Below are 18,154 nucleotides of genomic sequence, written 5' to 3' on the forward strand. Positions count from 1 at the left end.
CGTCCTTCTTCGGCTCCTAGTGCCTAGGCATCCTCCGTGTGCTCTTAGTAGCTTAACCATGACTTTTCCCAATAAAAAAAAAAAAAAAAAAAAAAAAAAAAAAAAAAAAAAAAAAAAAAAAAAAAAAAAAAAATGTTTCTAAAACGCAAAATTTCGTTTCGTATATCCAGTTTTCAAGGATCAAAGACAAAATTCAAAACAATCACGCAAGTGACGTTTGAAATTTCTGTCAAGTTGAGAGTTGAACTCTCAAAACTGACCAACGAGTGAGCGAACAGCTTTACATCGTAAAGCTTGCTTCGGAAGCATTGCTTCCTGAAGACTTTTNGCCCCCTACGTATTACCGCGGCTGCTGGCACGTAGTTAGCCGGGGCTTTCTTCTCAGGTACCGTCACTCCGGTAGCAGTTACTCTACCGAACGTTCTTCCCTGGCAACAGAGCTTTACGATCCGAAAACCTTCATCACTCACGCGGCGTTGCTCCGTCAGACTTTCGTCCATTGCGGAAGATTCCCTACTGCTGCCTCCCGTAGGAGTCTGGGCCGTGTCTCAGTCCCAGTGTGGCCGTTCACCCTCTCAGGTCGGCTACGCATCGTCGCCTTGGTGAGCCGTTACCCCACCAACTAGCTAATGCGCCGCAGGTCCATCTGCAAGTGACAGATTGCTCCGTCTTTCATTACTTCCCCATGCGAGAAAATAAATTATCCGGTATTAGCTAACGTTTCCGCTAGTTATCCCAGTCTTACAGGCAGGTTACCTACGTGTTACTCACCCGTCCGCCGCTAACTCTCTGGAGAGCAAGCTCTCCATCAAGTCCGCTCGACTTGCATGTATTAGGCACGCCGCCAGCGTTCGTCCTGAGCCAGGATCAAACTCTCCAATAAAGTGTTGCTCATTGAAAAGAGCGATTAGCTCATTTTGAATCTGACTTATTTCTTAGATTTCACTTGACGTGAAACCCGCTCACTCGTTGTTCAGTTTTCAAAGATCAACTTCGTTTTTAGCGTCGCTGCGTTCTCAGCAGCAACTCTTATAATATATCATGTTGTTCCGTGAAAGGCAAGCTCTTTTTTAAAAAGTTTTTGAAGCCTTTTATTAAAAACAGCCTGTACTTTTCACATCCGTGAACGATCATTTAATCGTCCAACGGGTTATTAATATATCATAGAATACTGCTCAGTACAAGCCTTTTTGCAAATTAAACAGGATTCAAACAAAAACGAGAGCAGGGCATCCTTTTTTGCCCCACTCTCGATCTTCTCTTATCTCTGCCCCCAAGGATTGCGCCGTGTAGAACTCGCGCGGCTCTTCTGCGATGAGGCACCCGACTTCGAGCCAGTGCGCTTGCTACCGCTTTTCTTGCTTGCAGAACTTGCTGAGCTTCCCGAAATTTTAACTTCTTTTTTCCCTTTTGACCTGGTCTGTGCCTGAGGCTTCGAAGCTTCCAAGGTTTCTGTGCTTTCTTTTTGCTCCGAGATTGTTGCCTCTTTGAAAGCTCCCGCCTGCTGTTCCCGTTCAAGGTTAGTTTCATTAAAGGTTCCGAATCCACCTTCAAACCAGACAGGTTGTTGTCCCCCTGAAGCTGCAAAAACCGGATTAGAATTATAGTTCATAGGGTAAGCCTGGAACGAAGGGTCAAACGAATTTACCGGATATTCATATCCATAAGGATATCTATAATGACAGCCGCAAGAATGCATTGGCCACACAGGTCCCGGTCCACAATGTTGTGGCGATACCCCTGGATATTGGCTGTTTGGCGCCATATTTGGAGACATGTTAGGCGACATATTAGGGCCCATATTAGAACTCATATTGGCTTGTGCATTATTGTCACTATAAGGCATCGGTGTCGGCCAACCGCCTTGACCTTGCTCCTGAACCCATGGCTGATTGTCTACCTGGCCCATAGGCCCCCATCCCATACCCATCATTTCATGGTTGTGATGCATAAAATCATTTCCGATTCCCGGATATCCTCCAATAGAAGCTCCATTATCCATCATATTGCCCATCGTGGACGGACCTTGGTTAGGCAGCTGCGGAAAATCATAGAAGGATGATACATTCCCGCTTGGCAGTTCTTCATGCATCGACATGTTTTCTTTCATAGGATGAGTATGATGTCCGTGTTGGGTCATATGTCCGGTATGATCATCACATCCACATGGAGAAGACGGATGCATCATTCCCCCGCCGCCAAAAGGCTCAACGGAGTAGAATGGCGAAGTCCATGGATCCGGGCATTCAGGAACTGGCTTGCATGACGGCTCTTCTTTTTTGATCGTCTGGAATTGAATCTGCTCCACAAATTCTACTTTGATTGGCTGAATTGGAGCAGGCATTGGCGGATTGGGATTAGGCATCGGTGGATTGGGAATCGGCATTGGTGGGTTCGGATTTGGCATCGGCGGGTTTGGATTTGGCATTGGCTTCGAAACTGGCGGATTCGGATTTGGTTTTGGAGCTGGTGCGATTGGCTTCGGTTTTGTCATTTCCTCTTTAGGCGGAGCTGGCTTTACTTCCGGTGCCGGCGCTGGCAATGGCGTTGGCTTCGGAGCTGTATTCTTCTTCCCGCCCGTTCCTGGAGCAACATTCGAGCCGCCATGTGCCGGCGGGTTCGCCGCGCCTCCCCCCTTGACCGGGATCAAGACGACATCTCCTACCTTCAGCACATTTGGATCACTGATTTGCGGGTTGGCATCGATCAGCGTCTGCAGAGGGATCCCCCAGGCTTTGGACAGCTTCCAGAGCGTATCCCCTTGTTTGGCAACATGCTTGTAGCCGTCGCCTTCCACCTGCACTGCACCAGCCGGAATTTTAATCTTCTCTCCGATGCTCAATTGATCTGGATTAGCGATCTGCGGGTTGGCTTCAATTAACTTCTGCAGCGGTACATTGTACTTTTGAGATAGCTCATATAATGTATCGCCTTTTTTCACGATGTGTATTTTCACGCGCTAAAGACCTCCTAGGTTTCTTCTCCGGTACGTGATATTCGCCCGGGGCCCAATTAATACATCCTATGCAAAAAGCCTAGTTTTGACATCCACGAAAATAAAAAAAGCAAAACAAAAAAAGCCTCGCCATCCACTAGGGAGGCGAAGCTCTTCTATGAATTGAATTACCAGACTTTCACTCCGTCTTGATCCACGATGCTGCGGAACTCTTCAAGCAGTTTCAAGGTTACAGGGCCAGCTTGACCGCTGCCGATAATCCGTCCATCGACTTCGCGAACAGCAATAACCTCAGCCGCCGTGCCCGTCAGGAACACTTCATCGGCCACATAGACATCATGCAGCGTGAATGGCTCTTCCTTCAGCTTGCAGCCCTTCTTCTCACAAATCTCGATGATCGCCTGACGAGTAATCCCTTCAAGCGCTCCAAGATAGCACGGTGGCGTCGTAATAGTTCCATTTTTGACTACGAAAATATTATCCCCGGACCCTTCCGTAACATAACCTTGAGCATTCAACATGATCGCTTCACCGGCACCGGCCAGGTTCGATTGAATCTTAACGAGAATATTATTCAAGTAGTTCAACGATTTGATCTTTGGATTGAGCGCATCCGGGATATTGCGGCGCGTCGACACGGATACCGCCTTAAGTCCGTTCTTGTATGCTTCCTCGGAGTAGATCGCAAGCTGCTCCACAATAATAATGACAGAAGCCTTCTCGCAACGATTAGGATCAAGTCCCAGATTGCCTGGGCCACGGGAGACAATAAGGCGAATATAGCCATCGCGCATCTCATTGCGACGCAGTGTCTCTACCAGCGCTTGCTCCATTTCCTCATAGCTTAGCGGAATTTCCAGCATAATCGACTTCGCCGAATCATACAGACGATCCAAATGCTCTTTGCATTTGAAGATATTGCCGTTATAAATGCGGATACCTTCAAAGATCCCATCACCGTATAAGAAGCCGTGGTCATAGACAGAGACGGTTGCCTTCTCCTTCGTCACATACTGCCCATTAAGATAAATCCATTGTTCTGCCATTAATATTGCACCTCCGAATTTAGTACTTTGCTAGAATAACTAGGATAACTACCAAGCACTCTGACTTGGCATCCTAAGGCCTCGATCTCTTCTATAGCAGAGGGAAGCAATACCGCATCCAGTGCGGCCAACACATCCATATAAAAATAATAACTGCCTAACCTCTTCTTCGTTGGACGGGATTCAATTCTTGATAGATTCAGCTTGCGCCAGGCAAATGCAGATAACACTTGGTGCAGCGCACCCGGAAAATCCTCGGGCAAAGTGACCAGAATACTGGTCTTCCTTTGCGCGCCTTCTTCTAAAACCGGCAGCGGCTTAGGACCAATCAACACAAAACGAGTGTAATTATTGTCATGATCCGTCACTTTGCTGGCAAGCACATCAAGTCCATGCCGTCTGGCCCCAAGCTTAGTCCCAATGGCTGCCCAGCCTTCACCTGGATTATGCTTCACCAGTTCAACAGCCTCCGCTGTACTTCCCACATTCTCCAGCTCTGCGTGCGGCATATGCGCTTTAAGAAATTTCATGCATTGCGCCATCGCCACCGGATGGGACAGGACTCGGGACACCCTGGAATAATCCATTTCTCCATCAGTGTCCACCAATTCACTACGCCGTCCAATCAAATTTTGAATGGAAGGATAGACCCATTCGATCTGCATCGGAACGTCCACCTCATGAACAAGCCAATCCATATGCAAACTCACTGAGCCCTCAATCGTATTCTCCATCGGAATCACGCTGTAATCCGTAAGACCATTCTCGGTTGCCAGAAAAACATCGGAGATCTGTTTGTAATGAAGCAGCTCTACAGGCTCGTCGCCAAACAACTGAAGAACCGCCTCATGAGACACCGTCCCCTCAGGCAACAATGCTATTCGTATCATGCCTTGACTTCCCCTCTTACATAATCCAATAATGAACTTTCTTTATCCATAGTAAGCTCCTTAGCTCCATGTGTGCAAGGTTTTAGCCAAAGCGTACTTGCTGTTATATCATGGGATTTGAGCACCTTTAGAAGAAAAGCTTCCAACTGCTCGCCCTGTCCTGACTGTGCATCGACCAAAGCGAGCAAGGTAGGACCAGCCCCGCTAAGCGCTGTACCCAGGGCTCCATGCTGCGTAGCCTCCTCCAAAATTCGCGTCATTCCGGGAACAAGCGAAGCCCGGTAAGGCTGATGCAACCGGTCCTGCATTGCCGTGGAGATAAGATCGAGCCTCCCCATGGCCAAGGCCGCGGCAAGCATCGAGGAATGACTGATATTATAAACCGCATCTCCCAGGCTTACTTGCTTAGGCAGAGCCTCGCGCGCCTTGGAAGTGGACAATTGAAATTCCGGGATAGCCACCAGAACTTCCAAATGCTGCGGCGGCTCAATCCGCAATATATCGGCGTGGGCCCCGTCCCATACAGCCGTAATAATTCCGCCGTATAACGAAGCTCCTACATTATCGGGATGATTCTCCAGTGCTGTAGCCATATCGAGTAGACGGGCAAGCGGCAATGGAGAGCCAATCAGTGCATTGGCAGCATATAACGCTCCGACAATGGCCGATGCGCTGCTCCCCAGACCACGGGTCAGCGGAATATCCGAGTACATCGAAATTTCCAGTTCAGGAATCCGGACTCCGGCTTCTGCAAATACGGTCTGCGCCACAGTATAAATAAGATTGCTTTTATCTTTCGGCAGTCCATCCAAATTGTCCCCGTATAAATGAAAAACCGTTGTATCGGCCGGCTTCATCTCTATCCATGAATAGAGGGATAATGCCATGCCTAGCGTATCAAATCCCGGCCCCAAATTGGCTGTACTTGCCGGAACCTGAACCCGAACGCCTGAGCTGCGAACCCTACTCATAACCTACCACCTTCATATCGTCAACCATCATCATCTTGGAATTATTCATGATCTATAAGCTCCTTACTCTTAGCCCTCTACGCGGTACACGCTCTTCACCCTGCGGATAACATCCAGCGATTCAAAGTGGCTTAGTACCTTATTCATCGCCGCTTTGCTCGCATTATGGGTAACGATAATAATCTCCACATCGCTCATGCTGGCATTTGGAGACTGCACGACGGATTCCAGGCTTACGTCATATTCGGCGAATACCTGAGTGATCTTCGACAGTACCCCTGCCTTATCGGCCACCTGAAGCAGCAGGTAATTTTTATAAGCGATTTGCTCATCGTCCTTCAGCTTCTTAGGTTTGTACGGACCAATCGCTCTCAGGCCATTTACCCCGAGCTTCTGATTCTTGATTACTGCGACCAGATCAGCAACGATCGAAGTCGCCGTTGGCATTTCTCCCGCACCGGGACCGTAGAACATCGTCTCTCCAACCGCTTCGCCATACACATATACTGCGTTAAACACGCCATTTACTGCAGCGATCGGATGGCTATGCTTCACCATGGTCGGCTCAACACTTATGCTGTACTCATCGTCCTGCCGTTCCGCGATGCCAAGCAATTTTATCTCATAGCCCATTCTCTTGGCATACAGTATATCTTCCTTAGAGACTGCAGTTATCCCGCGAACGGCTACGTCCTGCAGATCCACATTGGTCCGGAAACCAAGCGAACCGAGAATGGCCATCTTACGAGCGGCATCCAGTCCCTCGACATCCGAAGTCGGGTCTGCCTCAGCGTAACCAAGCTCCTGCGCCTCAGCCAGTACATCATCATAAGAAGCGCCTTCCTGGCTCATTTTTGATAAAATATAGTTCGTTGTTCCATTCACGATACCCATGATCTTCATAATACGATCCGAGGAGAAGCCCTCAATCAGCGTGCGGATAATCGGGATCCCTCCAGCCACGCTCGCTTCATAGAATATATCGCATTGTTTCTCCCTAGCCACATCCATAATCTCCGCTCCATAAAGCGCCATCAGATCCTTGTTGGCTGTGACGATATGCTTGCCCCGGTTCAACGCTTCCAGAATGTACTCCTTCGTCTGGTCCACGCCGCCCATTACTTCAACGATGACATCGATCTCGGGATCACGAATCACTTCCCAAGGATCCTCCGTCAACTTGCTGCGCTCAATATCTATGCTGCGGGTCTTCTCTATGTTCTTCACCGCAACCTTCTCAATCACGATCGGCGATCCTACTTGACTGCTCAAATCCTCCTGATGCCCTTCCACGATACGGACGACGCCAGTTCCAACCGTACCGAGTCCAAGCAAACCTACCTTCACTGATTTCACTCGCTGTCCCCTCCTATATCCCCTAATCGGGGGAATTGATTCATTCCTATCCTTGACCGACGATTTCCGTCTTTCTTACGCCGGGAGTTCCTTGCAGCATCTTAATTATCTCATCCAGTTCCTCTGTCAAGCGCGAGGTCTCTACGGAAATAACCACATTCGCCTTACCCTGCAGCGGGATACTCTGATTTATCGTAAGTACGTTACCCCCGGAGCCTGCGATCAGCCCCAGAACTTTGGATAAAATACCGGAACGATGCTCCAGGTCGAACGATATCGTGACAATGCTCTCACGTTCAATCTGATTCAATAAATGGATTCCGTCCTTATATTTATAAAAGGCGCTCCGGCTAAGCCCGACTCTCGCCACCGCCTCGTTGACCGTCTTAACGTCCCCCGAGGCTAGCAGCTGCTTAACCTGAAGCGTCTTGATCACAGCATCCGGCAGAATATCCTCACGAACCAAATAGTAGCGTTCCTTCACAAACGTCCTCTCCTTAGAGACTTCTGTTTTTGTATAGTGGACATTATAACGGAAATCTACCGTTCCGGCAATCCATTTTTCGCGTAATTTATGTAGGTACACATCTAAAAATAACTTAGCGTGTGGGTTTTCAATTAATCCGGCTCTCAGCACCAATCAGGCTGGATGAAGCCAGGTATACAGAAAACGGCTACTGTCCCCCTCCAGGAGACGTACCCGTTTCTGCGTACATTTATGATTAATAATAGTAGCTGCTGCCCTCTACAAATTCAAATTCAAAGTCGCCGATCCGCACAATTGTACCGTCTTCAGCTCCGCGTTTGCGCAATTCTTCATCCACACCCATATGGCGGAGGGTGCGGGCCAGCTTCAGGATGGCCTCATGCGTATTCAACTGCATTCGCTTCATCATGCGCTCAATCGTCTCGCTCTCCACGACGAACATTTCGTTCTCACGGCGGATAGTGAAGCTGTTGTCTTCCTTCTTATCCAGCTTATAGATCTTACGTTCCGTCTGCTCAGCAACCGCTTCGACAGCCGGCTCTTCAGGGATCTGATCCAGCAGATCAGCGGCCTTATACAACACTTCCTGAACTCCTTGCCGGGTCAATGAGGACATCTCCAGAATTTCAAGCTCCGGGTTAATCTCCCCAATCCGCTTGCGGAATTCCTTCAGGTTGTCCGCGGCCTCAGGGATATCCATCTTGTTAGCAACAATAATCTGCGGACGCTTAGCCAGCTCAGCGTTGTACTGATCCAATTCAGCATTAATCTTCTGCCAATCATCGAAGGGATCGCGCCCCTCAGAGCCGGCCATATCAATCACATGAATAATCAGCCTTGTACGCTCAATGTGGCGCAGAAATTCATGTCCCAGCCCGACTCCTTCATGCGCACCTTCAATCAGACCCGGCAGGTCAGCCATAACAAAGCTTCGGCCATCACCAACATCTACAACACCGAGATTCGGTGTAATCGTTGTGAAATGATAAGCTCCGATCTTTGGCTTCGCAGCAGATACAACCGAGAGCAGTGTAGATTTACCTACGCTCGGAAATCCGACCAAGCCGATATCAGCCATAACCTTCAGCTCCAGCACGACCCAGCGCTCTTGGCCCTCTTCTCCATGCTCGGCGAGTTCCGGAGCCGGATTATTCGGCGTCGCAAAGCGGATATTTCCGCGTCCCCCACGCCCACCTCTGGCTACAACAACCTGTTGACCATGGCGTGTCAGGTCCGCGATAACTTCCTGCGTGTCATCATCAATGACGACAGTACCCGGAGGAATTCTTACGATCATATTCTCAGCATTAGCACCGTTCTGGCTTTTGTTGCGTCCCTTCTCGCCACGCGGCGCCTTGAAATGGCGTTGGTACCGGAAGTCCATCAGCGTACGCAAACCTTCATCAACGCGAAAAATAACGTCCGCCCCTTTGCCGCCATCTCCGCCGGCCGGACCACCTTCCGGAACATACTTTTCACGTCGGAAAGCGACGATCCCATCTCCACCGTCGCCTCCTTTTACATATACTTTCGCTTTATCTACAAACATGCGTTCACCTCATTTGTATTTTGCACTGAAGCCTTCAGCGGTACTCTTAATCTACAGGAGAAGCGGTTTGATTCCATCCGCTCCACTTGAACCCGTCTGTCACGCTGCCATTCATCGATATATCGATGTAATTTCTCAGCGTTGTCCGCCTCTACCTCTGGATAGAAAGCGGCAATAACCTCACCATTTTCCTGATACAGGCTCATGCGAAGCTCCAAGACTTCATCCCATGAGGAGCGCCCTATGAACTGGAACTTCTTAATCGTCTCCACAATCGCTTCCGTCAACTCTTCAGCATCCTCAACCTGGAGCATATGATCCAGCTGCAGTTCATCCCTGATCTCTATTTTGAGATCGATTGATCTGTTCACCTCACGGAAGGATTGCAGAAAGAATACGAGCGCCGGAACACCCAGCCTTGATATTTTGCTCTCTAATGCCATTTGATCTTTTATTCTTTCCACACAGCTACCCAGTTTATCATATTTTCCAAGCTTCAAATAGCCGTAAATCAGCTGCAGATCATTCATCCAGTCATGGCGATGATGACCCAGCGTAGCTGTGGCCGTCCTCTGTACCGATTCCAGTAAATGCTTGCGCTCATCTGCAGCCCGTCTTTGGATATATCTGATATAGCCCTGAAATAAAATTAACAAACATAGACTGATAAGGATAAATCCGGTTATAGATTGAATGAAATACATGGAAGTTAGATAACCTTCCTCGTTTCTGCACAGATTAAGTAAAATCATTACAACTCGATATATACACAGTATATCACAATCCTTGTCCGAAAACGCTTATTCTCCAGTCAGTTCTGGTAGAAAATGCCGTCTATAAAATCAAAAAGTCCTTNCAAGTCAGCACAATCACTGCGAAAAGAGTCGGAATCGCGAATCGACGTTTCATAACCTTCCTCGTTTCTGCACAGATTAAGTAAAATCATTACAACTCGATATATACACAGTATATCACAATCCTTGTCCGAAAACGCTTATTCTCCAGTCAGTTCTGGTAGAAAATGCCGTCTATAAAATCAAAAAGTCCTTGGCATCTAGGTGCCAAGGACTTTGTAAACCTTCGCTATATTAGCAAAGTTCTTAAGCTTCGACTGCAGCTGCTACTGGAGCAACTTCCACTGGGTAGACGCTCACTTTTTTACGGTCGCGGCCCCAACGTTCGAACTTCACTACGCCGTCAACTTTTGCAAACAGCGTATCGTCTTTGCCGATGCCTACATTAGTACCTGGGTGAATTTTCGTTCCGCGTTGACGAACGAGAATGCTTCCGCCAGTTACAACTTGACCATCCGCACGCTTAACGCCAAGGCGCTTAGCAATACTGTCGCGTCCGTTCTTTGTAGAACCTACGCCCTTCTTCGAAGCGAACAACTGAAGATCTAATTTCAACATTGTCCATCTACCTCCTTCTTCAAGTAATAACGTTCTGTATCTGAATATACGTTCCGTATGAATCCTCGATTGTCTTCAGCATTACAACCATAGACGAGAGCAACAGCTGTACCTGCTCCGAAACCTCTGCCTTCAGATCCGTTGGCAGCTTTGCATTCAGAAAGCCGCTCTTCACCTTCGATTTCATCACAGTACCTGTGAGCTCCTCGATGGAATTAACCGTTCCAACAGTGATGGCCGAGACTCCGGCACATACTATATCCTTCCCACTATCGTCGTAATTAGCATGACCGGACACTTTAAAACCAACGATGTTGTCATCCTTTTGACGCAGTATAGACACGATAATCAATTACCGCACCTTCTTACGCTTGGATTTTCTCGATCGTTACTTTAGTGTAAGGTTGACGATGACCTTGTTTCTTGTGGTAGTTCTTCTTAGGCTTGTATTTGTAAACGACTACTTTTTGGCCTTTGCCGTGCTTCTCAACTTTCGCTGTTACACTAGCGCCGGATACCAACGGAGCCCCCGCTACCAAACCTTCACCTTTGGATACTGCCAATACACGGTCGAACGTCACGCTTGCGCCGTCCTCAGCATTCAATTTCTCGATGTAAAGAACATCGCCTTCTTGAACGCGGTATTGTTTACCACCAGTTTCGATAATTGCGTACATTTGCTTGCACCTCCTCATGTCTCAGACTCGCCTAATTCAGGTGCCGCTCTACAAGAAAGCGGACTTGCATACCTGATCGGAGCGGTTACAGCATGTGTACAAGACTCCCTCATAACACATACCATAGTATGATAACATGAACAAAAACGAAAATCAATTATTTTTAAAGGGAGCATGGAAGTCCACTGCTAATATGAAAACCGATCGAAGAAAATCAAGGATAGAGCAACCGTGCTTCAAAGTGATTTAATACCTCAATTTTAGTGTAGCCGTTCACCCCGTCGCTTCGCTGCTGCTGATCAGCACCTCGACATCCAGCTTGTTTAACGCATCGATCCATTCCTGCGAGCAGCCCGGATCGGTAACGATCATGGAGATCTGCTCCAGCGGAGCGATTTGCGCAAAGGTCGTAACTCCGAACTTGGAGTGATCGGCAACGAGAATAGCTTCCTCTGTACGCTGCATCATTTTCCGCGACATTTGCGCTTCTTCCAGATTATACTCGGTAATTCCATCGACCAGCGAGATGCCCCCGGCAGAAATAAAGGCCTTGTTCACCTTAAACTGGTCAAGTAAATGGTGGGCGATCGCATCTGTGGAGGCCTGACAAAGCTTGCTAACCTCCCCGCCAGCAAAAATAATTCTTCCCTGGAATTCCTCCAGCGCACAGGTGAGTACTGGCACGGAGTTGGTAATGACGGTCACATCAGCACGATGCTTCAGCTCCCGCATTATCTCCAGCGTCGTTGTTCCATTATCAAGGAGAATGGTCTCCCCTTCTCTAACCAGCGAAGCCGCAAGTTTGCCGATCGACTGCTTCTCGGCGTGATTCATTTGCGATCGCTTCATGAAGGTTGGTTCAATCCATTCCGAACGGGTCTGGACAGCACCACCGTATACTTTGCGTAATTTCCCTTCCCTTTCCAATCGATCCAGGTCACGGCGAATTGTCTCCGTGGAGACGTTAAATATTCCCGCCAATTCATGTACCTGGACCTTACCTTCTTTGCCTAGCTGTGCGAGAATGGTCTGACGGCGCTCTTCATAGGTTAAGGACATGTCGTTCCCTCCTGTATTCAACAAGCTATATGATTTAGCGGGGATCCAAAGTCCGCTTTGGATAAGAAAACCGGTCGAAACATTCAAAATGAACGACCGCAATGCGAATGTAGGTTGCCATGTTTCCATCTGTCGGACAGCAGGATGATCGGGGTAAGCGTAATCCCATTGATCTCAGGTGGTCACATACTCACTACAAGCAAATGGCCTTCGCGGTCGTGTTCTACGAAAACGTATAGTTCCGCTCCTCAGTCCCTAGCTTCATCCAGCTGAATCGTTTCAATGAAACGGACATCAAATGTATGAGCATGGGTGCTGAATATCAATCTTTTACACACGCACATTAATGTGTTTTGTTGTTGTTTTTGTTTTAAGTGTATCGTTTACTTGGAAATTTTGTCAAACTTCACATCTCTGTTTGCCGCTCGTTTCTTGATTACAATCTCCCCATATTTACATAGATTTTACAAACTTCTATAAAAGGATTGACAAAAGTGTTATCAAGGCATAGAATCAACACGAAAACAACATTAATAAACAAGAAACAACAACATAACAATGAGGAGGGGCATTATGAGCCGCCGCTTATCTTATCGTCAGGATGGAACCTTTACAATTGTACAATTTACGGATCTGCACTGGAAAAATGGATCCGAGGCCGACCAGCACACCCGCAAATTAATGGAGCTGGCATTAGAAACCGAGCACCCGGATCTCGTCGTATTTACAGGGGATGTTATCTATACCGGGGATGACAATGATGAATGCGTAAATCCCGCACAGGCCTTCAGCGACGCTGTAGCTGTTGTGGAAGAACGCCGCATCCCATGGGCTGTCGTCTTCGGCAACCATGATACCGAGAATCGGATTACCCGCAAAGAACTTATGCAGGTTGTTTTATCCCAGCCGCATACGGTGGCCGAAGCCGGTCCTGAAGAGCTTTATGGTGAGGGCAATTATTCTATTGAATTGATCGATTCCAAAGGTAATCCCGCTTTCCATTTGTATTTTCTTGACTCCGGGAGCACATCGCCACTGGAACATGTCCCGTACTATAACTGGGTGCGCCGGGATCAGATCCATTGGCTGGCCAGCGAATCGGCTCGTCTTAATGCCGGGTATCAGACTGAGAAATCGCCAGCCCTTGCTTTCTTTCATATCCCGGTTCCCGAATACCAAGAGATGTGGGATACACAGGTCTGCTACGGCAATAAATTCGAACGCGTCTGCAGCGCACCTGTGAATTCAGGTCTGTTTACGACGCTGCTTGAAATGGGAGATGTCGTCGGGACCTTCTGTGGTCATGACCACGTCAATGATTATCACGGCAGCCTCTACGGCATTCGTCTCTGCTACGGCCGGGCAACAGGCTTCAACACCTATGGCCGTGAAGGATTCCCGCGCGGGGCGCGCGTCATTCGTCTCACTGAAGGAGAGAAGGACTTCACAACCTGGCTGCGTCTTGAGGACGGTACAGCAGTGACTGAACAACCGATCCATCAACCTGAAAATGCAAAATAATAGAGAGGCTGCTGTATAACAAATGGTGATACCTATCTTGCTAGTTCTGGCCTCCGGATTGTGTCATGCAGTCTGGAACCTGTTTACGAAGCGCAGCATCAATAAGGGCGTCTTCCTGTGGACGATCATGATGATCCCCTCAGTTCTGCTTCTGCCCGTACTTATTGTGGAACTTTGGAAAACCCCGCTATCCTTAGGCGCTTATGGATTATTATTGTTATCCGTTCTTTTACAAGGGGTATATTCCTGGTTATTATCAAAAACCTATGAACTCGGCGATTTGTCGCAGATTTATCCGATTATGCGGGGCACAAGCACATTGCTGGTGCCGCTGATCGGGGTCATATTTCTAAAGGAATCCTTGTCGTTATTCGGATGGACCGGCATTATACTTATGATCGGCGGATTCTTCGTTCTAAGTGGTATCAGTGTCGGACACAAGCAAACCGCCAACAGACAACCGCAAAATCTGAAACCCTTCGCTTTGGCGCTCTTAGTAGGACTGTGTACTACCAGCTATGTCTTCGTAGATAAGTTGAATCTGGGGAATATCTCCCCCTTGGCCCTGCTTGAAGTGACCAATATCGGCTTTGTGGCCGGATTGACCCCACTCGTGTTAAGGTCGAAGGCGTTGAAGCGAGAATGGAAGACAAACCGCAACACCATCCTTCTCGGTGCGTTCCTGAACCCCGGTTCATATCTGCTCTTCCTGTTTGCGATGCAGCAGGCGCCGATGGCTCATATCAGCCCGCTGCGAGAAATCGGAACTGTATTCGCTACCTTCCTCGGAGTTATGCTTCTGAAGGAGCAGCAAGGCTTAAGAAGAATCACCACCTCCATTATCATCTTCTGCGGCATTTTGATGATCGGAGTATTAGGATAAAAAGAAACCACACTTCGTTTTGAAGTGTGGTTTCTTTTTTTCTCAACGCCTTCCTCTGACATAACGAAACTGTAAATCGCTATTTCCTCAAAACAAGAGGAATTCTATTCTAACGAAACTCTATATCGTTATTCGGACTCATTACAGGCGAAAAGCTGCTAATTCGCTCATATAACGATACCCAGTTTCGTTACAATTTCTGATGGCCTTATTTCACGTAAATAGCGGTACTACGTTTCATTAGAGAAACAATCACTACATGGACTAATCAGTTAGCAGCAGTACACTTTCTTCCCGCACCCGCTTACGGGTCATCTCCAGCAGGCCTAGCTTGGTCCATCCCAGAACATGATGTTGTGTACGATCCCCGTCCAACGACGATTCCAGCATGTCCAATACCTCACTCTGATGCTCTTCCCGATCCATATCGATGAAATCGACGATAATAATGCCTCCGGCATCGCGGAGCCGCACCAGCCTGGCAATTTCCCTGGCGGCTTCCATATTCGTCTGGAATACCGTCTCCTCCAGCGTCTGTCCGCCGGTAAAGCGGCCGGTATTCACATCGATTACGGTCATCGCCTCAGTATTATCCCATACTATGTACCCGCCACCCGGAAGCCAGATCTTACGCTGGAAATCCTTCTCCAGCTGCTGACGAATTCCATAATGCTCAAATAATCCGTCCTCTCCCTCATATACCGTAAGCTTGGGGAATTTCCCCGGGAGCATCGTACCCAGAAATTCATTCGTCTGTTCCAGCTGCTCTGGACAATCCATAATCAGCTCGTCCGTCTCAGGACTATAAATATCCCGCATAAGACGTTGAACCATTCCAAGATCATGATGCAGCAGGCTTGGCGCACCGATCTTCTTGGCTGTGTCCTGGATATGGTTCCAGCGATCACGAAGCAGGCCCAGGTCCTCTGCGATCGAAGCTGGCTCCGCATTTTCCGCAACCGTCCGCAGAATAAGTCCCTCATCTTCCGTGCGCAATTCCTCACCAATTGCTCTTAGTCTTGATCTCTCATCTTCATGTCCGATTTTCTTGGATACAGCAACATACCCTGCAGTAGGCATGTAGACAAGCCATCTTCCAGGTAATGAATAATGAGTTGTAACCCGGGCTCCCTTGTTGCCTAACGCATCCTTAACAACCTGCACAATCAGTTCTTGCCCTGCTTTGAGCAGGCTCGTAATCGCCGGCTTTTGCCGCGGCTGTCTCTCCAAATGCGGGTGAAGCAAGTCATCAATATAAAGAAATGCATTCTTCTTCTGTCCTATATCAACAAAAGCAGCCTGCATACCAGGAACAACATTCACAACCTTGCCCTTAAAAAAGCTGCCCACCAGTCCCCGCCTCTGAGAACTCTCTGCTGCATACTCCACCAATCTGCCGTCTTCCAGCAGCGCCATTTGGGTGGAATCAGGGCCGCAGTGAACAATCATTCGCTTCATCATCTCACCCTTTGCCTTACTTTCTATCAAAACTGCTCTACCATTATAACATGATATAGTCCTACTAATCCTTAGGCTTGCCCCGCAAAAAAGAGGAAATAATTCTCTGTTCTGGCAACACAGCCACAATATCGCCCTGCCTGTTCATGACATATATAAAATGGTACTTCTGTCTTCTAAATAGACGTAAGATTTGTTCTAAAGGTTTCGCTTTATTCGCTACAATTGGCTGAGCGAGCCCCCCGGTCGTCCAGTGACGAACAAAGGACTGATCCCGATTAACGAGGAAACGCATAAAACGATAAGGGATATTACGGTAATCCGTCCAATTGGAATAGAGCAGAAATAATCCTACCAGCAGCAAATTTAAATTCAGCATACCTTGTCCAAGCAAAGGTGGAAGTACAGAGTAGACCAGCACCATAAGGCTGAATAATAAGCTGATTCGCAGGGAGTAGACCAGCGTCAGATGAAATGGCAGTATTAAACTGATTAGAGCTTGTGATATTTTCCCTCCATCCAATGGAAGAATCGGAAGTAAGTTAAATGAGGCGATGATGAGATTGCTATTAATAAAATAGAGAAAGAAAGCTCCCTCCCATAATCCACAAACATGTAACAGCAGCGACACTCCGATTAGAAGAATATTCTGCAAAGGTCCGGCCAAGGCGATGACGATCTCCCTTCGTGCCGTGAGATGAGTCGTATCCTCCATTTCCGCAACCCCACCGAAGGGCAACATCTGAATCGCCAGCACCTGAACGCCGTAACATCGGGCGGCGACGACATGTCCTATTTCATGAATAAATACGATTGTGAACAAGGCGATGAGCTCCAGAAAATGGCCGGTTAGCACCGAAGCCAGCATGATGATGACAAAGAAGGGATGTACCGAAATCTTGATGCCGTTCCACTTAATCAAACGAGATCACATCCGTCGGATCGATAAATCGATCGTTCTTTTTTAAGGCAAAATATAGGGTTGGGAGTGTATCCCCCTCTCCAGCATCAAGACTCCCGATCGAATCGCCCCCTTCAACCCAATCTCCCTTGCTGACCATAGCCTGTTCCAAATGCCCATATATCGATTTATAGCCGTTCGAATGCTGCACCGTTACGGTCATTCCGGTCAGGGCATCCAGCTTCACGTCCAGCACGCGTCCAGTATCCACACTTTTCACCATCGTACGATCTGCTTCCAGCTCCTTCGGAATGATCTCCACCCCTTTCAGACTGAGGGCAAAGGGATTGGCCAAATGTCCGGTTAACGGCGATGTGAACCCGCCGGCTGCGCCAACCTTCATACCTTTATCCTCATTATGCTTAAAAATGGGAATGAAGGAGGGAGCGCCACCGATATTCCTCTCATACCAAGCCTCGATAGCGCCAAAATCAATCTCCTCTGTTAGAGCTCTGGCTACAAAAGCCCTTACCGGAAACGCCCAATCCGGTTCATATCGCTCGACACCCCAAATGCCCACGAAGATAAGCGCACTAATCATAAGTCGAACAAACAGCGAGGTCCAGAAGTTAGGCCTCCGCTTGTCTCCGAAGTAATCATCTCCTCCGCCTCCGCTGGAATTATAGCCGCCGATATCTTGCCAGCGGCCTTGTCCTCTCTTCCAGAGCAGTTCCGGATCGGGTTCCACCTCATCCGACACGCCGCTATAACCGACGATGTTCCCTTGTCCGGGCTGGGCGGACGACCGGTATGGATGATCGTTGCGCATTCTATCCTGGAGGATCGGCTTGTACGCCTCTGCCGAGGTTAGCTGTCTGATCCTCTCCTCACGCCGTTTCTTAACATTCGACTTCACATCCATCGTTCTCATTCCTCCGCTCAGGCCGCTTGCTTCCAATAAACCACTCCACCTCCGGTGCAGCTTGGA

Annotated in this window: 17 protein-coding genes and 2 other annotated features; of the genes, 2 read left to right on the plus strand and 15 right to left on the minus strand. The window is 48.2% G+C overall.

Annotated features, from left to right (window positions below; genetic code table 11):
* Positions 1–234 precede the first annotated feature (234 nt).
* Positions 235–883, minus strand: a sequence feature (16S ribosomal RNA rRNA prediction is too short).
* Positions 884–1,261: 378 nt separating this feature from the next.
* The 12 genes from BN1360_RS26170 to BN1360_RS01335 all read right to left on the minus strand — a co-directional run bounded on the left by BN1360_RS26170 (position 1,262) and on the right by BN1360_RS01335 (position 12,403).
* On the minus strand, positions 1,262–2,956 hold the full coding sequence (locus BN1360_RS26170; RefSeq protein ID WP_068778105.1) for a LysM peptidoglycan-binding domain-containing protein: 1,695 nt from the start codon (positions 2,954–2,956) through the stop codon (positions 1,262–1,264).
* Positions 2,957–3,123: 167 nt separating this feature from the next.
* Positions 3,124–4,002, minus strand: a complete 879-nt coding sequence (gene ilvE / locus BN1360_RS01285) for a branched-chain-amino-acid transaminase (RefSeq protein ID WP_068778106.1) — start codon at positions 4,000–4,002, stop codon at positions 3,124–3,126.
* Positions 4,002–4,892 carry a prephenate dehydratase gene (gene pheA, locus BN1360_RS01290; protein WP_068778107.1) on the minus strand — a complete coding sequence of 297 codons (891 nt, stop codon included), beginning with the start codon at positions 4,890–4,892 and terminating at the stop codon, positions 4,002–4,004. The genes ilvE and pheA overlap by 1 nt, the downstream gene beginning before the upstream one ends.
* Positions 4,889–5,863 (minus strand): homoserine kinase, encoded by a 975-nt coding sequence (thrB, locus tag BN1360_RS01295; protein ID WP_068778108.1) that lies wholly within the window; start codon positions 5,861–5,863, stop codon positions 4,889–4,891. Before thrB ends, pheA begins: the two co-directional genes overlap by 4 nt.
* Positions 5,864–5,932: 69 nt before the next feature.
* Positions 5,933–7,219 carry a homoserine dehydrogenase gene (locus BN1360_RS01300; RefSeq protein WP_068778109.1) on the minus strand — a complete coding sequence of 429 codons (1,287 nt, stop codon included), beginning with the start codon at positions 7,217–7,219 and terminating at the stop codon, positions 5,933–5,935.
* A gap of 46 nt (positions 7,220–7,265) precedes the next feature.
* The gene (locus BN1360_RS01305; protein ID WP_068778110.1) at positions 7,266–7,703 is read right to left on the minus strand and encodes an ACT domain-containing protein; all 438 of its coding nucleotides are present in this window, start codon (positions 7,701–7,703) and stop codon (positions 7,266–7,268) included.
* A 238-nt stretch (positions 7,704–7,941) separates the two neighbouring features.
* A complete protein-coding gene (gene obgE, locus BN1360_RS01310; RefSeq protein WP_068778111.1) occupies positions 7,942–9,255 on the minus strand; it encodes a GTPase ObgE in 1,314 nt (437 codons plus the stop codon).
* Positions 9,246–9,911: a Spo0B domain-containing protein gene (locus BN1360_RS01315; protein ID WP_229520739.1), complete on the minus strand. Its 666-nt coding sequence runs from the start codon at positions 9,909–9,911 to the stop codon at positions 9,246–9,248. The genes obgE and BN1360_RS01315 overlap by 10 nt, the downstream gene beginning before the upstream one ends.
* 444 nt (positions 9,912–10,355) lie before the next feature.
* A complete protein-coding gene (gene rpmA, locus BN1360_RS01320) occupies positions 10,356–10,667 on the minus strand; it encodes a 50S ribosomal protein L27 (protein ID WP_068697198.1) in 312 nt (103 codons plus the stop codon).
* Between the two features lie 19 nt (positions 10,668–10,686).
* Entirely contained in the window at positions 10,687–11,019 is a 333-nt protein-coding gene (locus tag BN1360_RS01325) for a ribosomal-processing cysteine protease Prp (RefSeq protein ID WP_068778113.1), read from the minus strand.
* Between the two features lie 13 nt (positions 11,020–11,032).
* Positions 11,033–11,344: a 50S ribosomal protein L21 gene (gene rplU / locus BN1360_RS01330; protein WP_068778114.1), complete on the minus strand. Its 312-nt coding sequence runs from the start codon at positions 11,342–11,344 to the stop codon at positions 11,033–11,035.
* A 13-nt stretch (positions 11,345–11,357) separates the two neighbouring features.
* Positions 11,358–11,441, minus strand: a sequence feature (ribosomal protein L21 leader region).
* A gap of 176 nt (positions 11,442–11,617) precedes the next feature.
* Entirely contained in the window at positions 11,618–12,403 is a 786-nt protein-coding gene (locus tag BN1360_RS01335; protein WP_068778115.1) for a DeoR/GlpR family DNA-binding transcription regulator, read from the minus strand.
* 573 nt (positions 12,404–12,976) lie between these two features.
* On the opposite strand from BN1360_RS01335, the gene BN1360_RS01340 reads away from it, so the two are divergent.
* Together BN1360_RS01340 and BN1360_RS01345 are read left to right on the plus strand one after the other, a co-directional pair.
* Complete coding sequence (locus BN1360_RS01340; protein ID WP_068778116.1) at positions 12,977–13,924, plus strand: metallophosphoesterase family protein; 948 nt, start codon at positions 12,977–12,979, stop codon at positions 13,922–13,924.
* 22 nt (positions 13,925–13,946) lie between these two features.
* Positions 13,947–14,807 (plus strand): EamA family transporter, encoded by an 861-nt coding sequence (locus tag BN1360_RS01345; RefSeq protein WP_068778117.1) that lies wholly within the window; start codon positions 13,947–13,949, stop codon positions 14,805–14,807.
* A 264-nt stretch (positions 14,808–15,071) separates the two neighbouring features.
* Here BN1360_RS01345 and BN1360_RS01350 read toward each other — a convergent pair whose 3' ends face one another.
* From BN1360_RS01350 to BN1360_RS01360, 3 genes are all read right to left on the minus strand, one after another.
* Positions 15,072–16,265, minus strand: a complete 1,194-nt coding sequence (locus BN1360_RS01350; RefSeq protein WP_068778118.1) for an Rne/Rng family ribonuclease — start codon at positions 16,263–16,265, stop codon at positions 15,072–15,074.
* A 64-nt stretch (positions 16,266–16,329) separates the two neighbouring features.
* On the minus strand, positions 16,330–17,187 hold the full coding sequence (locus BN1360_RS01355; RefSeq protein ID WP_068778119.1) for a M50 family metallopeptidase: 858 nt from the start codon (positions 17,185–17,187) through the stop codon (positions 16,330–16,332).
* Positions 17,180–18,124, minus strand: coding sequence for a M23 family metallopeptidase (locus BN1360_RS01360; protein ID WP_229520740.1), 945 nt, complete (start codon positions 18,122–18,124; stop codon positions 17,180–17,182). Before BN1360_RS01360 ends, BN1360_RS01355 begins: the two co-directional genes overlap by 8 nt.
* Between the last annotated feature and the right edge of the window lie 30 nt (positions 18,125–18,154).

The sequence above is a fragment of the Paenibacillus sp. GM2 genome, assembly GCF_900069005.2.
GTDB lineage: Bacteria > Bacillota > Bacilli > Paenibacillales > Paenibacillaceae > Fontibacillus.

Excerpts from the sequence above, each read along its gene's own strand:
- BN1360_RS01345 (WP_068778117.1), top strand. The coding sequence starts at position 13,947 with ATGGTGATACCTATCTTGCTAGTTCTGGCCTCCGGATTGTGTCATGCA.
- rplU (WP_068778114.1), bottom strand. The coding sequence starts at position 11,344 with ATGTACGCAATTATCGAAACTGGTGGTAAACAATACCGCGTTCAAGAA.
- obgE (WP_068778111.1), bottom strand. The coding sequence starts at position 9,255 with ATGTTTGTAGATAAAGCGAAAGTATATGTAAAAGGAGGCGACGGTGGA.
- ilvE (WP_068778106.1), bottom strand. The coding sequence starts at position 4,002 with ATGGCAGAACAATGGATTTATCTTAATGGGCAGTATGTGACGAAGGAG.
- BN1360_RS01340 (WP_068778116.1), top strand. The coding sequence starts at position 12,977 with ATGAGCCGCCGCTTATCTTATCGTCAGGATGGAACCTTTACAATTGTA.
- thrB (WP_068778108.1), bottom strand. The coding sequence starts at position 5,863 with ATGAGTAGGGTTCGCAGCTCAGGCGTTCGGGTTCAGGTTCCGGCAAGT.
- BN1360_RS01335 (WP_068778115.1), bottom strand. The coding sequence starts at position 12,403 with ATGTCCTTAACCTATGAAGAGCGCCGTCAGACCATTCTCGCACAGCTA.
- pheA (WP_068778107.1), bottom strand. The coding sequence starts at position 4,892 with ATGATACGAATAGCATTGTTGCCTGAGGGGACGGTGTCTCATGAGGCG.
- BN1360_RS01350 (WP_068778118.1), bottom strand. The coding sequence starts at position 16,265 with ATGAAGCGAATGATTGTTCACTGCGGCCCTGATTCCACCCAAATGGCG.
- rpmA (WP_068697198.1), bottom strand. The coding sequence starts at position 10,667 with ATGTTGAAATTAGATCTTCAGTTGTTCGCTTCGAAGAAGGGCGTAGGT.